The sequence below is a fragment of the Pseudomonas sp. m6p genome (assembly GCF_055760375.1).
This window is the reverse complement of record NZ_CM147084.1, coordinates 5088290-5107824: the sequence shown is the minus strand read 5'-3', so window position 1 is coordinate 5107824 and position 19535 is coordinate 5088290. Positions and strand designations below refer to the sequence as shown.

Sequence of the window (19535 nt, the reverse complement as noted above, 5' to 3'; positions counted from 1 at the left end):
ACTAATTTTGCGAGGGCTTTATGGCTCGTACTACTCCGATTAGTCGCTACCGTAACATCGGTATCGTCGCTCACGTGGATGCTGGTAAAACCACCACCACCGAGCGCGTCCTTTTTTACACTGGCAAAAGTCACAAAATGGGCGAGGTGCATGACGGCGCCGCGACCACAGACTGGATGGTGCAGGAGCAGGAGCGTGGTATTACCATTACTTCTGCTGCCATCACCGCCTTCTGGAAAGGTTCCGAGAAGCAGTATCCTCACGAACACCGCTTCAACGTCATCGATACCCCGGGCCACGTAGACTTCACCATTGAAGTTGAACGTTCCCTGCGCGTACTCGACGGCGCTGTCGTTGTATTCTGCGGTACTTCGGGTGTTGAGCCTCAGTCGGAAACCGTATGGCGTCAAGCCAACAAATACGGTGTTCCACGTCTTGTTTACGTAAACAAGATGGACCGTGCTGGTGCCAACTTCCTGCGCGTGATCGGTCAGATCAAACAGCGTCTGGGTCACACTCCAGTGCCGATTCAGCTGGCTATCGGTTCGGAAGACAACTTCCAGGGCCAGATCGACCTGATCAACATGCAGGCTGTTTACTGGAACGACTCTGACAAGGGTATGGTTCCTGTTCGCAAGGAAATCCCTGCGGACATGCTCGAGCTGGCTACTGAGTGGCGCAGCAACATGGTTGAGGCTGCGGCCGAAGCCAGTGAAGAGCTGATGAACAAGTACCTGGAAGGCGAAGAGCTGTCGATCGAAGAGATCAAGGCTGCTCTGCGTCAGCGCACTATCGCTGGCGAAATCGTTCTGGCTGTGTGCGGTTCTTCGTTCAAGAACAAGGGCGTTCCCCTGGTTCTCGACGCCGTTATCGACTTCCTGCCTGCTCCAACCGACATTCCTGCGATCAAGGGTTCCAACCCTGATAACGAGGAAGAGGAAATGGAGCGTCACGCAAGTGACGACGAGCCGTTCGCGGCACTGGCGTTCAAAATCGCTACTGACCCATTCGTGGGTACCTTGACCTTCGTCCGTGTTTACTCGGGCGTGTTGAACTCCGGCGACGGCGTGATCAACTCGGTTAAAGGCAAGAAAGAGCGCGTGGGTCGTATGGTGCAAATGCACGCAAACGCCCGTGAAGAGATCAAGGAGGTGCGCGCTGGAGACATCGCGGCCCTGATCGGCATGAAGGACGTCACCACTGGTGAAACCCTCTGCAACGCTGACAAGCCAATCATCCTGGTTCGTATGGACTTCCCGGAGCCGGTTATTTCGGTTGCCGTAGAGCCTAAGACCAAGGATGACCAGGAAAAAATGGGTATCGCACTGGGCAAACTGGCTCAGGAAGACCCGTCTTTCCGCGTTAAGACTGATGAAGAGACTGGTCAGACGATCATCTCCGGCATGGGCGAGTTGCACCTGGACATCTTGGTTGACCGGATGCGCCGTGAGTTCAACGTCGAAGCCAACATCGGCAAGCCTCAAGTTTCGTACCGTGAGCGCATCACGAAGAACTGCGAAATCGAAGGCAAGTTCGTTCGCCAGTCCGGCGGTCGCGGCCAGTTCGGTCACTGCTGGATCCGTTTTGCTCCTGCTGACGAAGGTCAGGAAGGTCTGCAATTCCTGAACGAAGTAGTAGGTGGTGTGGTTCCTAAGGAATACATCCCGGCTATCCAGAAGGGTATCGAAGAGCAGATGAAGAACGGCGTTGTTGCCGGCTATCCGCTTATCGGCCTGAAGGCTACCGTGTTCGATGGTTCTTACCACGACGTCGACTCCAACGAGATGGCGTTTAAAGTGGCTGCTTCCATGGCGACCAAGCAACTGGCCCAGAAGGGTGGTGGTGAGTTGCTCGAGCCGATCATGGCGGTAGAGGTTGTTACGCCTGAAGACTATATGGGTGATGTGATGGGCGACCTTAACCGTCGTCGCGGCATGATCCAGGGTATGGAAGACACAGTGTCCGGCAAGGTTATCCGTGCCGAGGTTCCACTGGGTGAGATGTTCGGTTATGCGACCGACGTTCGTTCCATGTCCCAGGGTCGCGCAAGCTACTCTATGGAATTCAAAAAATACGATACGGCTCCGTCGCACATCGTCGAATCCGTAACCAAAAAACAAGGCTGATTCAGCCCCTTTAGGCTAGGAGTTAATTGTCGTGGCTAAAGAAAAATTTGATCGTTCCCTACCGCACGTCAACGTTGGCACCATTGGTCACGTTGACCACGGTAAAACCACTCTGACCGCTGCTCTGACTCGCGTCTGCTCCGAAGTTTTCGGTTCGGCCGTAGTTGAATTCGACAAGATCGACAGCGCTCCAGAAGAAAAAGCTCGCGGTATCACCATCAACACCGCGCACGTTGAGTACAACTCGAACATTCGTCACTACGCTCACGTTGACTGCCCAGGTCACGCTGACTATGTGAAGAACATGATCACCGGTGCTGCTCAAATGGACGGCGCTATCCTGGTTTGCTCGGCCGCTGATGGTCCGATGCCACAAACCCGTGAGCACATCCTGCTGTCCCGTCAGGTAGGCGTTCCGTACATCGTGGTTTTCCTGAACAAGGCTGACCTGGTAGACGACGCTGAGCTGCTGGAACTGGTTGAGATGGAAGTTCGCGACCTGCTGTCCACCTACGACTTCCCGGGCGATGACACTCCAATCATCATCGGTTCGGCTCGTATGGCGCTGGAAGGCAAAGACGACAACGAGATGGGCACCACTGCCGTCAAGAAGCTGGTTGAAACTCTGGACAGCTACATCCCAGAGCCAGTTCGTATGATCGACAAGCCATTCCTGATGCCAATCGAAGACGTGTTCTCGATCTCGGGTCGCGGTACTGTTGTGACTGGTCGTATCGAGCGCGGTATCGTTCGCGTTCAAGATGCACTGGAAATCGTTGGTCTGCGTGACACCACCACCACCACCTGCACCGGTGTTGAGATGTTCCGCAAGCTGCTCGACGAAGGTCGTGCTGGTGAGAACTGCGGCGTTCTGCTGCGTGGTACCAAGCGTGACGACGTTGAGCGTGGTCAGGTTCTGGTCAAGCCAGGTTCGGTTAAGCCGCACACCAAGTTCACTGCAGAAGTTTACGTTCTGAGCAAGGAAGAAGGCGGTCGTCACACTCCGTTCTTCAAAGGCTACCGTCCACAGTTCTACTTCCGTACTACTGACGTGACTGGTAACTGCGAGCTGCCAGAAGGCGTTGAAATGGTAATGCCAGGTGACAACATTCAGATGACTGTTACCCTGATCAAAACCATCGCGATGGAAGACGGTCTGCGTTTCGCTATCCGTGAAGGCGGTCGTACCGTCGGCGCTGGCGTCGTAGCTAAAATCATCGAGTAATTCTCTTTTATAGAGTCTGCTTGATGAATTGAAAAAGCCCCCGCTCAGCGGGGGCTTTTTTATTGGGTTGACACCTATCTGGGGCGTCTATAGAATTGCGCCTCCTTTTGACGGGCGTATTGCGCCCGGTGGGAATAGCAGCCGGAGTCTGAAATCCAATGCAAAATCAGCAAATCCGTATCAGGTTGAAGGCTTTCGACCATCGCCTGATCGACCAATCAACCCAGGAAATCGTGGAAACCGCGAAACGTACTGGTGCTCAAGTGCGTGGTCCAATTCCACTGCCTACCCGTAAGGAGCGGTTCACCGTTCTGGTTTCCCCGCACGTCAACAAAGACGCGCGTGACCAGTACGAAATCCGCACTCATAAGCGCGTTCTGGACATCGTCCAGCCAACGGATAAAACCGTTGATGCACTTATGAAGCTTGATCTTGCGGCCGGTGTGGAAGTGCAGATCAGCCTCGGCTAAGACTCGGTCTTGGTCGTGTAACGCTCTGAAATGGGCGGCCATAGCGGGTGAAAGCCCCGTACACTCATGAGGTTTACAACATGACTATTGGTGTAGTCGGTCGTAAATGCGGTATGACCCGTATTTTCACCGAAGAAGGTGTCTCCATTCCGGTCACGGTCATTGAGATCGAGCCGAATCGCGTCACCCAGTTCAAAACTGAAGAGACCGATGGCTATCGTGCAGTGCAAGTCACTGTCGGCGAGCGTCGCGCTTCGCGTGTAACAGCAGCTCAGGCTGGCCACTTCGCTAAAGCGAACGTTGCCGCTGGTCGCACCACCATGGAATTCCGCCTTGAAGAAGGCGAGTACCAGGCTGGCGATCTGATCAACGCTGAAATCTTCGCCGCTGGTCAACTGGTTGATGTAACCGGTCAGTCCAAGGGTAAAGGCTTCCAGGGTACGATCAAGCGTTGGAATTTCCGCGGGCAAGATAACACCCACGGTAACTCCGTATCCCACCGCGTCCCAGGCTCTATCGGCCAGTGCCAGACTCCTGGTCGTGTATTCAAGGGCAAAAAAATGTCCGGTCATATGGGCGCTGAGCGCGTGACCGTGCAGTCCCTGGAAGTAGTGCGCGTGGACGCTGAACGCAATCTGTTGTTGGTCAAGGGCGCTGTTCCTGGCGCTACTGGCGGCAACCTGGTTGTACGTCCAGCAGCCAAGGCTCGCGGTTAAGGGGAAGCTGACATGCAATTAAATGTAAATGACGCTCAAGCGATCGAAGTTTCCGAACTGACATTTGGCGGCGAATTCAACGAGACGCTGGTTCACCAAGCAGTCGTGGCCTACATGGCCGGCGGCCGTCAAGGTAGCAAGCAGCAGAAGACCCGTTCCGACGTTCGTGGTGGCGGCAAGCGCCCATGGCGTCAGAAAGGTACTGGCCGTGCTCGTGCCGGTACTATCCGTAGCCCAATCTGGCGTGGCGGCGGTACCACTTTCGCAGCTCGTCCACAAGATCACTCCCAGAAGCTGAACAAGAAGATGTATCGCGCAGCAATGCGTTCCATCCTTGCTGAGCTGGTGCGTACTGATCGTCTGGTCGTGGTTCAGGATTTCGCTGTTGAAACTCCGAAAACCAAAGATCTGCTGGGCAAACTGAACAACATGAGCCTGACCGACGTTCTGATCGTGTCGGACGCTGTTGATCAGAACCTGTACCTGGCTGCTCGTAACCTGCCACACGTAGATGTACGTGACGTGCAAGGTTCCGATCCAGTTAGTCTGATCGCATACGACAAGGTGTTGATCACCGTGTCGGCCGTGAAGAAATTCGAGGAGCTGCTGGGATGAACCAGGAACGCGTATTTAAAGTTCTGCTTGGCCCGCACGTTTCCGAGAAGGCTACGGTTCTGGCAGACAAGAAAGGCCAGTTCGTTTTCAAGGTTGCTACTGATGCAACCAAGCTGGAAATCAAGAAGGCCGTCGAAAGCCTGTTCAGCGTGAAAGTAGAGCGCGTCACTACCCTGAACGTTCTGGGTAAGAGCAAGCGCACTGCTCGCGGTCTGGGCAAGCGTAATGACTGGAAGAAGGCAGTTATCTCCCTTCAGCCAGGCCAAGATCTCGATTTCAGCAGCAGTGCTGAGTAAGGAAGGGGTGCATCATGGCAATCGTTAAATGCAAACCGACTTCCCCTGGCCGCCGTTTTGTGGTCAAGGTGGTCAACCAGGAGCTGCATAAAGGCGCTCCTCACGCACCGCTGCTCGAGAAAAAATCGAAGACTGGTGGTCGTAACAACAATGGCCGTATTACCACTCGTCACATCGGTGGTGGTCATAAGCAGCATTACCGTATGGTCGATTTCCGTCGCAACGACAAAGATGGCATCGTCGCCACTGTCGAGCGTATCGAATACGATCCAAACCGTACCGCTCACATCGCACTGCTCTGCTACGCAGACGGCGAGCGTCGCTACATTATCGCCCCTAAAGGCGTGAGTGCTGGCGACCAGCTGATCGCAGGCGCTCTGGCTCCAATCAAGCCAGGCAATGCTCTGCAACTGCGCAACATTCCAGTCGGTTCTACCGTACACGGCATCGAACTGAAGCCAGGTAAAGGCGCACAGATCGCTCGTTCCGCTGGTGCTTCGGCTCAGCTGATCGCTCGTGAAGGCGTGTACGTTACCCTGCGTCTGCGTTCCGGTGAAATGCGTAAAGTCCTGGCTGAATGCCGTGCGACCCTGGGCGAAGTCTCGAACTCCGAGCACAGCCTGCGTTCGCTGGGTAAAGCTGGTGCCAAGCGCTGGCGTGGCGTTCGCCCAACCGTTCGTGGTGTTGCCATGAACCCGGTTGACCACCCACATGGTGGTGGTGAAGGTCGTACCTCTGGTGGTCGTCATCCGGTATCGCCATGGGGCTTCCCGACTAAGGGCGCGAAGACTCGTGGTAATAAGCGTACCGACAAAATGATCGTCCGTCGTCGCAAGTAAATAGAGGGATACGACAGTGCCACGTTCTCTGAAAAAAGGTCCTTTTATTGATCTTCACCTACTGAAGAAGATCGAAGTGGCGGCGGAAAAGAACGATCGCAAACCAATTAAGACTTGGTCGCGTCGTTCGATGATCCTGCCACAAATGGTCGGTCTGACCATTGCTGTACACAACGGCCGTCAGCACGTCCCAGTTCTCGTGAACGAAGACATGGTTGGCCATAAACTGGGCGAGTTCGCCGGTACCCGCACTTATCGTGGGCACGTGGCTGACAAGAAAGCCAAGCGTTAAGGGGTAAGGAAATGGAAGTAGCCGCTAAGTTGTCGGGCGCTCGAATCTCCGCCCAGAAAGCCCGCTTGGTCGCCGACCAGATCCGCGGGAAGAAGGTGGGCGAAGCGCTCAACCTGTTGGCTTTCAGCAGTAAGAAAGCCGCCGAGATCATGAAAAAAGTGCTGGAGTCGGCCGTAGCCAACGCCGAGCATAACGAAGGCGCAGACGTTGATGACCTGAAGGTCAGCACCGTTTTCGTCAACGAAGGGCGTTCGCTGAAGCGCATCATGCCACGTGCCAAAGGCCGTGCTGATCGCATCGTCAAGCGGTCTTGCCATATCACTGTCAAGGTTGCTGACAAGTAACGGAGTCGAAGAGATGGGTCAGAAAGTACATCCCATTGGCATTCGCCTGGGAATCGTCAAGGAGCACACCTCCGTCTGGTACGCAGACGGTCGGACTTATGCGGACTACTTGTTCGCAGATCTGAAGGTGCGTGAGTATCTCCAAGACAAACTAAAAAGCGCGTCCGTAAGCCGTATCGATATCCATCGTCCGGCTCAAACTGCACGCATCACCATCCACACCGCTCGTCCAGGTATCGTTATCGGGAAGAAGGGTGAAGATGTTGAGAAACTGCGTCAGGACCTGACCAAGCAAATGGGTGTGCCTGTGCACATCAATATCGAAGAGATCCGCAAGCCGGAGCTCGACGGTATGCTGGTTGCGCAGAGCGTAGCTCAGCAGCTGGAGCGTCGTGTAATGTTCCGTCGTGCTATGAAGCGCGCAGTACAGAACGCCATGCGCATTGGTGCCAAAGGCATCAAAATCCAAGTGAGCGGTCGTCTCGGCGGTGCTGAAATCGCACGTACTGAATGGTATCGCGAAGGTCGTGTGCCACTGCACACCCTGCGTGCCGACATCGACTATGCCAACTACGAAGCTCACACCACTTACGGTGTGATCGGTGTAAAGGTTTGGATCTTCAAAGGCGAAGTAATTGGTGGTCGCCAAGAAGAGCTGAAGCCACAAGCACCAGCGCCTCGTAAAAAAGCTGCTAAGTAAGGGGTACGCCAAATGTTGCAACCTAAGCGTACGAAGTTCCGCAAGCAGATGACCGGCCACAACCGTGGTCTGGCACTGCGCGGTAGCAAAGTCAGCTTCGGCGAGTTCGCGCTGAAGTCTGTTGCTCGTGGTCGTCTCACCGCTCGTCAGATCGAGTCAGCGCGTCGTGCTCTGACCCGTCACGTAAAACGTGGCGGCAAGATCTGGATCCGTGTATTCCCGGACAAGCCGATCTCCAAAAAGCCTCTCGAGGTTCGTATGGGTAAAGGTAAGGGTAACGTGGAATACTGGGTTGCCCAGATTCAGCCAGGCAAAGTCCTGTATGAAATCGAGGGTGTTTCTGAAGAGCTGGCGCGTGAGGCTTTCGCCCTGGCTGCTGCAAAGCTGCCGCTCGCCACCTCCTTTGTTAAACGGACGGTGATGTGATGAAAGCGAATGAACTTCGTGAAAAATCCGCACAGCAGCTGAACGAGCAACTGCTCGGCTTGCTGCGCGACCAGTTCAATCTGCGCATGCAGAAAGCAACTGGCCAGTTGGGGCAGTCTCATCTGCTCTCGCAAGTTAAGCGTGACATCGCTCGCGTGAAGACTGTGCTCAACCAGCAGGCAGGTAAGTGATCATGGCTGAAGCCGAAAAAACTGTCCGTACGCTGACTGGCCGTGTTGTCAGCGACAAGATGGACAAAACCATCACCGTTCTGATCGAGCGTCGCGTTAAGCACCCGATCTACGGTAAATACGTTAAGCGTTCGACTAAGCTGCACGCGCACGACGAAACCAATCAGTGCCACATCGGCGACAAAGTCACTATTCGTGAAACTCGTCCGATGGCCAAGACCAAGTCTTGGGCGCTGGTTGATGTTCTCGAACGCGCTGTGGAAGTCTAAGGGCTAGGGGTCGGAGAAATTATATGATTCAGACTCAATCCATGCTCGATGTGGCCGATAACAGCGGCGCTCGCCGTGTTATGTGCATCAAGGTGCTGGGTGGCTCCCATCGTCGTTACGCTGGTATCGGTGACATCATCAAAGTTACCGTGAAGGAAGCAATTCCTCGCGGTAAAGTGAAAAAAGGCCAAGTGATGACTGCTGTTGTAGTCCGCACTCGTCACGGCGTACGTCGTGCTGATGGCTCCATTATCCGCTTTGATGGCAACGCTGCTGTTCTTCTGAACAACAAGCAAGAGCCGATCGGCACCCGTATCTTTGGGCCAGTGACCCGTGAACTTCGTACTGAGAAGTTCATGAAGATCGTCTCGCTCGCCCCAGAAGTGCTGTAAGGAGATCCGACATGCAAAAGATTCGTCGTGACGACGAGATCATCGTGATCGCCGGCAAAGACAAAGGTAAGCGCGGTAAGGTGCTGAAGGTTCTTGCTGACAACCGTCTGGTTGTTGGTGGTCTGAACCTGGTCAAGCGTCATACCAAGCCTAACCCGATGTCGGGCGTACAGGGCGGTATCGTCGAGAAAGAAGCGCCACTGCACGCTTCCAACGTCGCCATCTTCAACGGCGAAACCAACAAGGCTGACCGCGTTGGTTTCAAAGTAGAAGACGGTAAGAAAATTCGTGTCTTCAAGTCGACCCAAAAAGCGGTTGATGCTTGAACACTGCTAGGTAGAAGACCATGGCACGACTAAAAGAGATTTACCGGAAGGAAATCGCTCCGAAACTTAAGGAAGAACTTAAGCTTTCGAACGTGATGGAAGTTCCGCGCGTTACCAAAATCACCCTGAACATGGGTCTGGGCGAAGCGATCGGCGACAAAAAAGTCATCGAGCACGCTGTTGCTGACCTGGAAAAGATCACCGGCCAAAAAGTCGTTGTGACCTACGCTCGTAAATCCATCGCTGGCTTTAAAGTCCGTGAAGGATGGCCGATCGGCGTCAAAGTGACTCTGCGCCGTGAGCGTATGTACGAGTTCCTGGATCGTCTGCTGTCGATCTCCCTGCCTCGGGTTCGCGACTTCCGCGGCCTGAATGCCAAGTCCTTCGATGGTCGTGGCAACTACAGCATGGGCGTGAAAGAGCAGATCATTTTCCCGGAAATCGACTACGACAAGATCGATGCTCTCCGCGGTCTGGACATTACCCTGACCACCACTGCCAAGAACGATGATGAAGGCCGCGCTTTGCTGCGTGCTTTCAAATTCCCGTTCCGCAACTGATTGGAGTAGGAAAATGGCCAAGAAGAGCATGAAAAACCGTGAGCTGAAGCGTCAGCTCACTGTTGCCAAGTACGCCGTCAAGCGTGCAGCGCTGAAAGCTATCATCGTTGATCTGAACGCAAGTCCAGAAGCGCGTTGGGAAGCGACCGTAGCTCTGCAGAAGCAACCACGTGACGCAAGCGCTTCGCGCATGCGTAACCGTTGCCGCCTGACTGGTCGTCCGCACGGCGTTTACCGCAAGTTCGGCCTGGGCCGTAACAAACTGCGTGAAGCGGCAATGCGCGGTGACGTTCCAGGTCTGGTTAAAGCCAGCTGGTAATCGCTGTCAAAGCCTTGATGGTCGGGGTCGCAAGAACCTGACCATCGGTGGCCTTGAATTTGAATCAAGCCCCTTTTGGGGCTTGATTCATTTCTGGGGTGTGTCTAGAATGACCGGCTCGCCTGAGCCCGTGTTTTTCGTGCCCGGAATTTCTCGGCGACAAGTAGTAGCCGCAAGGCTAATTTTTCTGTATTAGGAGCGTCTAGCCCATGAGTATGCAGGACCCGTTAGCGGACATGCTAACTCGAATCCGTAATGCCCAGATGGCTGAAAAGTCTGTCGTAAGCATGCCGTCTTCCACGTTGAAGGTGGCTGTAGCAAAAGTCCTGAAGGACGAAGGTTACATCGCGGATTTTCAGATCACCACCGACGCTAAGCCGTCGTTGTCCATCTCGCTGAAATACTTCGAAGGCCGTCCGGTCATCGAGGAAGTCAAGCGCGTTAGTCGTCCAGGCCTGCGTCAGTACAAGTCCGTTGAAGATCTGCCGAAAGTTCGTGGCGGTCTTGGCGTGTCTATCGTCTCCACCAACAAAGGTGTGATGACGGATCGTGCTGCGCGCGCTGCCGGTGTCGGCGGCGAAGTTCTTTGCACTGTGTTCTAAGGGGGGATAAGCATGTCTCGCGTCGCTAAGAACCCCGTTAAGCTGCCAGCCGGTGTCGAAGTCAAATTCGCAGGCCAACAGCTTTCGGTGAAGGGTGCCAAGGGTACTCTTGAACTGAACATCCATTCGTCCGTTGAGATCGTTGAAGAAGCTGGTGAGCTGCGTTTCGCTGCTCGCAATGGCGATCAACAGACTCGCGCAATGGCCGGTACCACGCGTGCGTTGGTAAACAACATGGTCCAAGGCGTAAGCCAAGGCTTCGAGCGCAAGCTCCAGCTGGTCGGTGTTGGTTACAAGGCGCAAGCAAAAGGTCAGGTGCTGAACCTGGCTCTTGGCTTCTCGCACCCAGTGGATTACGAACTGCCGCAAGGCATCACCGCTGAGACTCCTAGCCAGACCGATATCCTGATCAAGGGCATCGACAAGCAGCTGGTAGGTCAAGTGGCCGCTGAGATCCGCGACTTCCGTCCACCAGAGCCGTACAAAGGCAAAGGTGTGCGCTACGCGGACGAAGTCGTCCGTCGTAAAGAAGCCAAGAAGAAGTAGGGCATAGCAAATGACCGACAAAAAAGTTACTCGACTGCGTCGCGCTCGCAAAGCACGCCTGAAAATGCACGAACTCGAAGTCGTGCGTCTCTGCGTGTTCCGCTCGTCGCAGCACATCTACGCCCAGGTCATCTCGGCCGACGGCAACAAAGTCCTGGCAAGTGCCTCGACTTTGGATAAAGAACTGCGTGATGGCGCCACTGGCAACATCGACGCGGCCACAAAGGTTGGCCAGCTGGTCGCTACGCGTGCTAAGGCCGCTGGCGTCTCGCAAGTGGCTTTCGACCGCTCTGGCTTCAAGTACCATGGCCGCGTTAAAGCGCTGGCTGATGCTGCTCGTGAAGCTGGGCTGGAGTTCTAAGTTATGTCAAATAACGACCAAAAGCGCGACGAAGGCTACATCGAGAAGCTGGTTCAAGTTAACCGCGTAGCCAAAACCGTTAAAGGCGGCCGTATCTTCACTTTCACCGCGTTGACCGTGGTTGGTGATGGTAAAGGGCGTGTTGGCTTCGGCCGTGGCAAGTCGCGTGAAGTGCCTGCTGCGATCCAGAAGGCAATGGAAGCTGCTCGCCGCAACATGATTCAAGTTGACCTGAACGGCACCACCCTGCAGTACGCAATGAAGTCCGCTCACGGCGCTTCGAAGGTGTACATGCAGCCTGCTTCTGAAGGTACCGGTATCATCGCTGGCGGCGCTATGCGTGCTGTCCTCGAAGTTGCTGGCGTTCAGAACGTTCTGGCCAAGTGCTACGGCTCGACTAACCCGGTAAACGTGGTTCACGCCACTTTCAAGGGTCTGAAGGCTATGCAATCTCCTGAGTCCATTGCTGCCAAGCGTGGCCTGACTGTCAAGGAGATCTTCTGATCATGGCTACCGTTAAAGTTACGCTGATCAAAAGCATGACCGGCCGCATCCCTAACCACAAACTGTGCGTTAAGGGTCTGGGTCTGCGTCGCATCGGTCACACTGTAGAAGTCCAGGATACTCCCGAGAATCGCGGGATGATCAACAAGGCTTACTACATGCTGCGTGTCGAGGGTTAATCGATGAAACTCAATGATCTGAGTCCAGCGCCGGGTTCCCGTCGCGAAAAGCATCGTCCGGGCCGTGGTATCGGTAGCGGTTTGGGTAAGACTGGTGGCCGTGGCCACAAAGGTCAAACCTCCCGCTCCGGTGGCACTATTGCTCCAGGCTTTGAAGGCGGTCAACAGCCGCTGCATCGTCGCCTGCCGAAGTTCGGTTTCGTTTCCCTGAAAGCCATGGACCGCGCAGAAGTGCGTCTGTCCGAGCTGGCCAAAGTGGAAGGCGACATCGTCACCGTGCAGTCCCTGAAAGATGCCAACGTGATCAACGTCAACGTACAGCGTGTGAAAATCATGCTGTCCGGTGAAGTGACTCGCGCTGTCACTATCGGCAAGGGAATCGGCGCCACCAAAGGTGCGCGTGCGGCTATCGAAGCAGCTGGCGGCAAGTTCGAGGAATAAATGGCTAAGCAAGGTGCTCTCTCTGCGCTCGGCAAAGGCGGTATGTCTGAACTCTGGGCTCGTCTGCGTTTTCTGTTCCTGGCGATTATCGTCTACCGAATAGGCGCACACATCCCGGTTCCAGGTATCAACCCGGACCGACTCGCAGACCTGTTTCGACAGAATGAGGGGACCATTCTTAGCTTGTTCAACATGTTCTCCGGCGGCGCGCTGGAACGGATGAGCATCTTTGCACTGGGGATCATGCCGTACATTTCGGCATCGATCATCATGCAACTGATGACCGCCGTCAGCCCGCAGCTGGAGCAGTTGAAGAAGGAAGGTGAAGCTGGCCGTCGCAAGATCAGCCAGTACACCCGCTACGGCACCGTCGTTCTCGCTCTCGTTCAGGCTATTGGCATGTCCATTGGCTTGGCGGGGCAGGGCGTTGCGTTCATTGGTGACTTTGGCTTCCATTTCGTCGCGGTATCCACTTTTGTGGCTGGTGCGATGTTCATGATGTGGCTGGGTGAGCAGATTACTGAGCGTGGTGTAGGCAACGGTATCTCGATGTTGATTTTTTCGGGTATCGTCGCCGGTCTTCCGAGAGCAATCGGGCAGTCTTTCGAGTCTGCGCGTCAGGGTGATATCAATATCTTCGCCCTGGTTGCCATCGGTTTGCTGGCAGTAGCGATTATCGGTTTCGTGGTGTTCATTGAGCGTGGTCAGCGTCGTATCGCTGTTCACTACGCCAAGCGTCAGCAGGGCCGCAAGGTTTTTGCTGCGCAGACAAGCCACTTGCCGCTGAAGGTGAACATGGCCGGTGTTATTCCGGCTATTTTCGCGAGCAGCATTCTGCTGTTCCCGGCTTCGTTGGGTGCCTGGTTTGGCCAGTCTGAAGGTATGGGCTGGTTGCAGGACATCTCGCAGTCGATCGCTCCTGGTCAGCCGTTGAATATTCTGCTGTTTAGTGCAGGGATTATTTTCTTCTGCTTCTTCTATACGGCGTTGATGTTCAATCCGAAAGACGTAGCGGAAAACCTGAAGAAGTCCGGTGCCTTTATTCCGGGCATCCGTCCAGGTGAGCAGTCTGCACGCTATATTGATGGCGTTCTGACTCGCTTGACCATGTTCGGTGCTCTTTACATGACGGCCGTGTGCCTGTTGCCCCAGTTCCTGGTGGTTGCAGCAAACGTTCCGTTCTACCTTGGCGGGACCTCGTTGCTGATCGTGGTCGTGGTTGTGATGGACTTCATGTCCCAAGTACAATCGCACCTCGTTTCGCACCAGTACGAATCCCTGATGAAGAAAGCCAACCTGAAGGGTTACGGCAGCGGCATGTTGCGCTGAGTACCCATAAGGTTCGAGGAGTTGGTGATGAAAGTTCGTGCATCGGTGAAAAAGCTGTGCCGTAACTGCAAGATTATTCGCCGCGAAGGTGTTGTTCGAGTAATTTGCAGCGCGGAACCGCGTCACAAACAGCGCCAAGGCTGAGTGTGATTGTGCTTCAAGCCCGGCAGCTAGTGCGCTGCCGGGTTGATTATTTGTTATTACAGCGATATTATCTCGCGCCCTATTTCTTGGCTTCCGGGGCGTAGGTAGCTGTCAATTGGAGTCCCACTGAATGGCCCGTATTGCAGGCGTTAACATTCCAGATAACAAGCATACTGTTATCTCGCTGACCTACATCTATGGTGTCGGTCGCACTACTGCGCAGAAAATCTGTGCAGACACTGGGGTAAACCCAGCAGCAAAGATCAAAGATCTGAGCGACGAGCAAATTGAACAGCTGCGTGGCGAAGTGGCGAAGTTCACCACTGAAGGTGACCTGCGTCGCGAAATCAACATGAAAATCAAGCGCTTGATGGACCTCGGTTGCTATCGCGGTCTGCGTCATCGTCGCGGTCTTCCAGTACGCGGTCAGCGTACCAAGACCAACGCGCGTACCCGTAAAGGTCCGCGTAAGCCGATCCGCAAGTAATCGCCCCAGCGAATCGACAGGAATTTAATCATGGCAAAACCTGCTGCTCGTCCTCGTAAAAAAGTTAAAAAGACAGTGGTTGATGGCATCGCCCACATCCATGCTTCTTTTAACAACACCATCGTGACCATTACCGACCGTCAAGGTAACGCTCTTTCCTGGGCTACCTCCGGTGGTTCGGGTTTCCGCGGTTCCCGCAAGTCCACCCCGTTCGCTGCTCAAGTAGCCGCTGAGCGTGCTGGTCAAGCTGCGCTGGAATACGGCCTGAAAAACCTCGACGTTAACGTCAAGGGTCCAGGTCCAGGTCGTGAATCCGCAGTCCGCGCTTTGAACGGCTGTGGCTACAAGATCGCCAGCATCACCGACGTGACGCCAATCCCGCACAACGGGTGCCGTCCGCCGAAGAAGCGCCGCGTGTAATCCAGGAGATTGTAAAGAATGGCTCGTTACATTGGTCCAAAATGCAAACTCGCTCGTCGCGAAGGCACCGATCTCTTCCTGAAGAGCGGCGTGCGCGCGATCGAATCGAAGTGCAACATTGAAGCAGCACCTGGTATCCACGGCCAACGCCGCGGTCGCCAGTCCGACTACGGCACCCAACTGCGTGAAAAGCAGAAGGTCCGTCGTATCTACGGCGTTCTCGAGCGTCAGTTCAGCGGCTACTACAAAGAAGCTGCTGGCAAGAAAGGTGCAACCGGTGAAAACCTGCTGCAACTGCTCGAATGCCGTCTGGACAACGTTGTATACCGTATGGGCTTTGGTTCGACTCGTGCCGAATCCCGTCAGCTGGTATCGCACAAGTCGATCAGCGTTAACGGTCAGACCGTAAACGTTCCGTCGTATCAGGTTCGTGCTGGTGACGTGGTCGCAGTTCGCGAGAAAGCAAAAAACCAACTTCGCATTGTCCAAGCTCTCGATCTGTGTGCCCAACGTGGCCGCGTAGAATGGGTAGAAGTAGACACTGAGAAGAAGTCGGGCGTTTTCAAGAACGTTCCTGCTCGCAGTGATCTGTCCGCCGACATCAACGAAAGCCTGATTGTCGAGCTCTACTCCAAGTAAGGGCTAGAAAATAGGTGCATCCATGCAGATTTCGGTAAATGAGTTCCTGACACCCCGCCACATTGATGTGCAGGTTGTCAGTCCAACCCGCGCCAAGATCACTCTCGAGCCTCTCGAGCGTGGTTTTGGCCACACCCTGGGCAACGCGCTGCGCCGCATCCTGTTGTCCTCAATGCCCGGCTGCGCAGTAGTCGAGGCCGAGATTGACGGTGTGCTCCACGAGTACAGCGCCATCGAAGGTGTACAGGAAGACGTAATTGAAATCCTGTTGAACCTTAAAGGTCTGGCCATCAAGCTGCACGGTCGTGACGAAGTTACGCTGACCTTGTCGAAGAAGGGTTCGGGGGTGGTTACCGCTGCCGATATTCAGCTGGATCATGATGTCGAGATCGTTAACCCCGATCACGTAATCGCTAACCTGGCGTCTAACGGCGCCCTGAACATGAAGCTCACCGTAGCTCGTGGTCGTGGTTATGAACCAGCCGACTCGCGTCAGAGCGATGAAGACGAAAGCCGCAGCATTGGTCGCTTGCAGCTCGACTCTTCGTTCAGCCCGGTTCGCCGTATCGCATACGTGGTGGAAAACGCCCGTGTCGAGCAGCGTACCAACCTGGACAAGCTGGTTATTGATCTGGAAACCAACGGTACTCTGGATCCTGAAGAGGCTATCCGCCGCGCTGCAACCATCCTGCAACAGCAGTTGGCTGCGTTCGTCGACCTCAAAGGTGACAGTGAGCCAGTGGTTGTCGAGCAGGAAGACGAGATCGATCCGATCCTGCTTCGCCCGGTTGACGATCTGGAACTGACTGTACGTTCGGCTAACTGCCTTAAGGCGGAAAACATCTACTACATCGGCGACCTGATTCAGCGTACCGAAGTAGAGCTGTTGAAGACTCCGAACCTGGGTAAGAAATCCTTGACTGAAATCAAGGACGTTCTGGCCTCCCGCGGTCTGTCCCTCGGCATGCGCCTCGACAACTGGCCGCCTGCAAGTCTTAAGAAGGACGACAAGGCGACTGCCTGATCGTCGTAATCACCGAACGTAGTGTTTGGTAAGGAATGAACCATGCGTCATCGTAAAAGTGGGCGTCACCTGAGCCGCACCAGCTCGCACCGCAAGGCCATGTTCCAGAACATGGCGGTGTCGTTGTTCGAGCACGAGCTGATCAAGACTACTCTGCCAAAAGCCAAAGAACTGCGCCGCGTTGCCGAGCCGCTGATCACTCTGGCCAAGACAGACAGCCTGGCTAACCGCCGTCTGGCTTTCGACCGTACTCGTTCGAAAGCTATCGTTGGTAAGCTCTTCAACGACCTGGGCAAGCGTTACGCTACCCGTGAGGGTGGCTACCTGCGCATCCTCAAGTGCGGTTTCCGCGCTGGCGACAACGCGCCTATGGCGTACGTCGAGTTGGTTGATCGTGCTACTGCTGGCGAAGCTGTATCCGCCGAGTAAGACGTCAGTCTGAAACGAAAAACCGGGCCTAGTGCCCGGTTTTTTGTGCCCGCAAGAAAATGCGCTGTTCGTACAAGCTTCTGACATTGTTCTGTTGTCACTATGTGTTGGGAAACATAATTAGTAATTATCTATCGATGACTACAAGTTAATGAATTTGTAGGTGTTACACCGATGATCAATACTTCCCAGCAAGCCGATTAGCCGGCAGTTTCAAGACTGACAGAGGAAGAAGACCGTATGAGCCAGATCAAAACGCTTACGACCGCCAGTGGCGCACCTGTTGCTGATAACCAGAATTCTCGCTCCGCCGGCCCTCGTGGCCCGCTGCTGCTCGACGATTTTCACCTGATCGAGAAGCTTGCCCATTTCAACCGTGAAAACATTCCTGAGCGTCGTGTGCACGCCAAGGGTTCAGGTGCTTACGGTACATTCACCGTGACCTGCGATATCACTGAGTACACCAGCGCCAGACTGTTTGAGTCCGTGGGCAAGCAAACCCCGACGTTCCTGCGCTTCTCCACTGTAGGCGGTGAGCGCGGCTCGGCCGACACCGAGCGTGATCCACGTGGTTTCGCCCTGAAGTTCTACACCGAGGAAGGCAACTGGGACATCGTTGGCAACAACACTCCGGTGTTCTTCATCCGTGATCCGTTGAAGTTTCCTGACTTTATCCACACCCAGAAGCGTCTGCCGCAGAGCAACCTGAAAAGCGCGCAAATGATGTGGGACTTCTGGTCGCATTCGCCTGAAGCGCTGCATCAGGTGACCATTCTGTTTTCGGATCGTGGGATTCCCGACGGCTATCGTCATATGCATGGCTTTGGCAGCCACACCTACAGCCTGATCAACGCTCGAGGCGAGCGTCACTGGGTGAAATGGCACTACAAGACCCAGCAAGGGATCAAGAACCTCGCGCCGGCCGAGGCTGCGCGTCTCGCGGGTACCGATCCGGATTACGCTCAGCGTGACCTGTTCGAGGCCATCGAGCGTGGTGACTTCCCGAAATGGCGCGTGTGCATTCAGATCATGACTGAGGCTCAGGCTGCAGCGCACTATGAGAACCCGTTCGACGTGACCAAGACCTGGTCGCAGAAGGAGTTCCCGCTGATCGAAGTCGGCGAACTGGAGCTGAACCGCAACCCGCTCAACTATTTCGCCGAAGTCGAGCAAGCCGCATTCGGTCCAAGCAATATGGTGCCAGGTGTTGGTCTGTCGCCGGATCGCATGCTGCAAGGTCGCGTATTCGCTTACGCCGATGCACACCGCTACCGCGTCGGCACCAACCACCAGCAATTGCCGGTCAATGCGCCGCGCAGCCCGGTCAATACGTACCAGCGCGACGGCTCGATGGCGTTCGGCAGCAACGGTGGTGCAGCGCCTAACTATGAGCCCAACAGCTACGTGGAATCACCGAAGCAGGCGCCGCGTTATGCTGAGCCTTCGTTGGCCTTGAGCGGTCCGGCAGATCGTTACGATCATCGCGAGGACAGCGATTACTACAGCCACGCCGGTGCGTTGTTCCGATTGATGAATGACGAACAGAAAGCGCTTCTGGTCAGCAATATCGCCGGCGCCATGAGCGGTGTTTCACCCGACGTGGTTGACCGTCAGTTGCAGCATTTCTTCAAAGCCGATCCGGCGTATGGAGAAGCAATCGCAAAGCTGCTGGACGTACAGCTTAACGAAGTCTAAACGAGAAGCAGAACCGCCCTCATTGAGGGCGGTTTTTGCGTTATTTAGCCAACTTTTCTCAGAACTTCTTCGCTTTTATTGCGCGAAACGGGTGACCTTCCGGTCAGCTTGGTTCAAACTACAGACTTTCAAGCAGGGAGATGTAGGGCGATGCAAGGCCACCCAGACGTTATCGATTACCTCAACACGTTGCTGACCGGCGAACTGGCCGCGCGTGACCAATATTTTGTGCACTCGCGGATGTATGAGGACTGGGGTTTCACCAAGCTCTACGAACGAATCAACCATGAGATGGAAGAAGAAGCCGGTCACGCCGACGCACTGATGCGCCGGATCCTGATGCTCGAAGGCACGCCGCGCATGCGTCCGGACGATCTCGACGTCGGTACCACCGTGCCGGAGATGCTCGAAGCCGATCTGCGTCTCGAGTACAAAGTTCGCGCCGCTCTATGCAAAGGCATTGAGTTGTGCGAGCAGCACAAGGATTACGTCAGTCGCGAGATCCTGCGTGTTCAGCTCAACGACACCGAAGAAGATCACACCTACTGGCTGGAAAAGCAGTTGGGCCTGATCAAACTCATCGGTCTCGAGAATTACCTGCAATCGCACACCTGATTGCGCAGACACAA

At 54.9% G+C, this 19535-nt stretch carries 32 protein-coding genes; all 32 read left to right on the top strand.

Going from position 1 to position 19535, the window contains the following annotated elements:
* Window positions 1–20 precede the first annotated feature (20 nt).
* A complete protein-coding gene (fusA, locus tag ACYZUM_RS23365) occupies window positions 21–2126 on the top strand; it encodes an elongation factor G (RefSeq protein WP_047296931.1) in 2106 nt (701 codons plus the stop codon).
* 31 nt (window positions 2127–2157) lie between these two features.
* On the top strand, window positions 2158–3351 hold the full coding sequence (gene tuf / locus ACYZUM_RS23360) for an elongation factor Tu (RefSeq protein WP_095668187.1): 1194 nt from the start codon (window positions 2158–2160) through the stop codon (window positions 3349–3351).
* A gap of 158 nt (window positions 3352–3509) precedes the next feature.
* The gene (gene rpsJ / locus ACYZUM_RS23355; protein WP_003186070.1) at window positions 3510–3821 is read left to right on the top strand and encodes a 30S ribosomal protein S10; all 312 of its coding nucleotides are present in this window, start codon (window positions 3510–3512) and stop codon (window positions 3819–3821) included.
* Window positions 3822–3901: 80 nt separating this feature from the next.
* The gene (gene rplC, locus ACYZUM_RS23350; protein ID WP_003228738.1) at window positions 3902–4537 is read left to right on the top strand and encodes a 50S ribosomal protein L3; all 636 of its coding nucleotides are present in this window, start codon (window positions 3902–3904) and stop codon (window positions 4535–4537) included.
* 12 nt (window positions 4538–4549) lie between these two features.
* The gene (gene rplD, locus ACYZUM_RS23345; protein WP_003228735.1) at window positions 4550–5152 is read left to right on the top strand and encodes a 50S ribosomal protein L4; all 603 of its coding nucleotides are present in this window, start codon (window positions 4550–4552) and stop codon (window positions 5150–5152) included.
* Window positions 5149–5448 (top strand): 50S ribosomal protein L23, encoded by a 300-nt coding sequence (gene rplW, locus ACYZUM_RS23340; RefSeq protein ID WP_002555488.1) that lies wholly within the window; start codon window positions 5149–5151, stop codon window positions 5446–5448. The genes rplD and rplW overlap by 4 nt, the downstream gene beginning before the upstream one ends.
* A gap of 14 nt (window positions 5449–5462) precedes the next feature.
* Window positions 5463–6287 carry a 50S ribosomal protein L2 gene (rplB, locus tag ACYZUM_RS23335; protein WP_003228734.1) on the top strand — a complete coding sequence of 275 codons (825 nt, stop codon included), beginning with the start codon at window positions 5463–5465 and terminating at the stop codon, window positions 6285–6287.
* Window positions 6288–6303: 16 nt separating this feature from the next.
* Window positions 6304–6579 (top strand): 30S ribosomal protein S19, encoded by a 276-nt coding sequence (gene rpsS / locus ACYZUM_RS23330; RefSeq protein WP_003228731.1) that lies wholly within the window; start codon window positions 6304–6306, stop codon window positions 6577–6579.
* Between the two features lie 11 nt (window positions 6580–6590).
* Entirely contained in the window at window positions 6591–6923 is a 333-nt protein-coding gene (gene rplV / locus ACYZUM_RS23325; RefSeq protein WP_003103908.1) for a 50S ribosomal protein L22, read from the top strand.
* A gap of 13 nt (window positions 6924–6936) precedes the next feature.
* Window positions 6937–7623, top strand: coding sequence for a 30S ribosomal protein S3 (gene rpsC, locus ACYZUM_RS23320; RefSeq protein ID WP_003176422.1), 687 nt, complete (start codon window positions 6937–6939; stop codon window positions 7621–7623).
* A 12-nt stretch (window positions 7624–7635) separates the two neighbouring features.
* Window positions 7636–8049 carry a 50S ribosomal protein L16 gene (gene rplP / locus ACYZUM_RS23315; protein ID WP_003228729.1) on the top strand — a complete coding sequence of 138 codons (414 nt, stop codon included), beginning with the start codon at window positions 7636–7638 and terminating at the stop codon, window positions 8047–8049.
* Window positions 8049–8240, top strand: a complete 192-nt coding sequence (gene rpmC / locus ACYZUM_RS23310; protein WP_002555481.1) for a 50S ribosomal protein L29 — start codon at window positions 8049–8051, stop codon at window positions 8238–8240. Before rplP ends, rpmC begins: the two co-directional genes overlap by 1 nt.
* Before the next feature lie 2 nt (window positions 8241–8242).
* Window positions 8243–8509, top strand: coding sequence for a 30S ribosomal protein S17 (gene rpsQ, locus ACYZUM_RS23305; RefSeq protein ID WP_003194644.1), 267 nt, complete (start codon window positions 8243–8245; stop codon window positions 8507–8509).
* A 23-nt stretch (window positions 8510–8532) separates the two neighbouring features.
* Entirely contained in the window at window positions 8533–8901 is a 369-nt protein-coding gene (rplN, locus tag ACYZUM_RS23300) for a 50S ribosomal protein L14 (protein ID WP_002555479.1), read from the top strand.
* A gap of 11 nt (window positions 8902–8912) precedes the next feature.
* Entirely contained in the window at window positions 8913–9227 is a 315-nt protein-coding gene (gene rplX / locus ACYZUM_RS23295) for a 50S ribosomal protein L24 (RefSeq protein ID WP_003186046.1), read from the top strand.
* A 20-nt stretch (window positions 9228–9247) separates the two neighbouring features.
* Complete coding sequence (gene rplE, locus ACYZUM_RS23290; RefSeq protein ID WP_003210069.1) at window positions 9248–9787, top strand: 50S ribosomal protein L5; 540 nt, start codon at window positions 9248–9250, stop codon at window positions 9785–9787.
* 13 nt (window positions 9788–9800) lie between these two features.
* The gene (gene rpsN / locus ACYZUM_RS23285) at window positions 9801–10106 is read left to right on the top strand and encodes a 30S ribosomal protein S14 (RefSeq protein ID WP_007955639.1); all 306 of its coding nucleotides are present in this window, start codon (window positions 9801–9803) and stop codon (window positions 10104–10106) included.
* A 209-nt stretch (window positions 10107–10315) separates the two neighbouring features.
* Window positions 10316–10708 carry a 30S ribosomal protein S8 gene (rpsH, locus tag ACYZUM_RS23280; protein ID WP_007966178.1) on the top strand — a complete coding sequence of 131 codons (393 nt, stop codon included), beginning with the start codon at window positions 10316–10318 and terminating at the stop codon, window positions 10706–10708.
* Window positions 10709–10720: 12 nt separating this feature from the next.
* Window positions 10721–11254: a 50S ribosomal protein L6 gene (gene rplF, locus ACYZUM_RS23275; RefSeq protein ID WP_007966176.1), complete on the top strand. Its 534-nt coding sequence runs from the start codon at window positions 10721–10723 to the stop codon at window positions 11252–11254.
* A 10-nt stretch (window positions 11255–11264) separates the two neighbouring features.
* The gene (rplR, locus tag ACYZUM_RS23270) at window positions 11265–11615 is read left to right on the top strand and encodes a 50S ribosomal protein L18 (protein WP_003186037.1); all 351 of its coding nucleotides are present in this window, start codon (window positions 11265–11267) and stop codon (window positions 11613–11615) included.
* A gap of 3 nt (window positions 11616–11618) precedes the next feature.
* On the top strand, window positions 11619–12119 hold the full coding sequence (gene rpsE / locus ACYZUM_RS23265; RefSeq protein ID WP_003176409.1) for a 30S ribosomal protein S5: 501 nt from the start codon (window positions 11619–11621) through the stop codon (window positions 12117–12119).
* Window positions 12120–12121: 2 nt separating this feature from the next.
* Window positions 12122–12298 carry a 50S ribosomal protein L30 gene (gene rpmD, locus ACYZUM_RS23260; protein WP_003176408.1) on the top strand — a complete coding sequence of 59 codons (177 nt, stop codon included), beginning with the start codon at window positions 12122–12124 and terminating at the stop codon, window positions 12296–12298.
* A gap of 3 nt (window positions 12299–12301) precedes the next feature.
* The gene (gene rplO, locus ACYZUM_RS23255; protein WP_003228720.1) at window positions 12302–12739 is read left to right on the top strand and encodes a 50S ribosomal protein L15; all 438 of its coding nucleotides are present in this window, start codon (window positions 12302–12304) and stop codon (window positions 12737–12739) included.
* Window positions 12740–14068 carry a preprotein translocase subunit SecY gene (gene secY, locus ACYZUM_RS23250; protein ID WP_142580037.1) on the top strand — a complete coding sequence of 443 codons (1329 nt, stop codon included), beginning with the start codon at window positions 12740–12742 and terminating at the stop codon, window positions 14066–14068.
* Between the two features lie 27 nt (window positions 14069–14095).
* A complete protein-coding gene (gene rpmJ / locus ACYZUM_RS23245) occupies window positions 14096–14212 on the top strand; it encodes a 50S ribosomal protein L36 (RefSeq protein WP_002555468.1) in 117 nt (38 codons plus the stop codon).
* Between the two features lie 130 nt (window positions 14213–14342).
* A complete protein-coding gene (gene rpsM, locus ACYZUM_RS23240; protein WP_008374135.1) occupies window positions 14343–14699 on the top strand; it encodes a 30S ribosomal protein S13 in 357 nt (118 codons plus the stop codon).
* A 30-nt stretch (window positions 14700–14729) separates the two neighbouring features.
* The gene (gene rpsK, locus ACYZUM_RS23235; protein ID WP_002555466.1) at window positions 14730–15119 is read left to right on the top strand and encodes a 30S ribosomal protein S11; all 390 of its coding nucleotides are present in this window, start codon (window positions 14730–14732) and stop codon (window positions 15117–15119) included.
* Between the two features lie 18 nt (window positions 15120–15137).
* On the top strand, window positions 15138–15758 hold the full coding sequence (rpsD, locus tag ACYZUM_RS23230) for a 30S ribosomal protein S4 (protein WP_003176404.1): 621 nt from the start codon (window positions 15138–15140) through the stop codon (window positions 15756–15758).
* A gap of 22 nt (window positions 15759–15780) precedes the next feature.
* Entirely contained in the window at window positions 15781–16782 is a 1002-nt protein-coding gene (locus ACYZUM_RS23225) for a DNA-directed RNA polymerase subunit alpha (protein ID WP_003186012.1), read from the top strand.
* A 42-nt stretch (window positions 16783–16824) separates the two neighbouring features.
* On the top strand, window positions 16825–17211 hold the full coding sequence (gene rplQ, locus ACYZUM_RS23220; RefSeq protein WP_003176402.1) for a 50S ribosomal protein L17: 387 nt from the start codon (window positions 16825–16827) through the stop codon (window positions 17209–17211).
* A 240-nt stretch (window positions 17212–17451) separates the two neighbouring features.
* Window positions 17452–18906 (top strand): catalase, encoded by a 1455-nt coding sequence (locus ACYZUM_RS23215; protein WP_108183963.1) that lies wholly within the window; start codon window positions 17452–17454, stop codon window positions 18904–18906.
* 150 nt (window positions 18907–19056) lie between these two features.
* Window positions 19057–19521: a bacterioferritin gene (gene bfr, locus ACYZUM_RS23210; protein WP_003228714.1), complete on the top strand. Its 465-nt coding sequence runs from the start codon at window positions 19057–19059 to the stop codon at window positions 19519–19521.
* Window positions 19522–19535 lie beyond the last annotated feature (14 nt).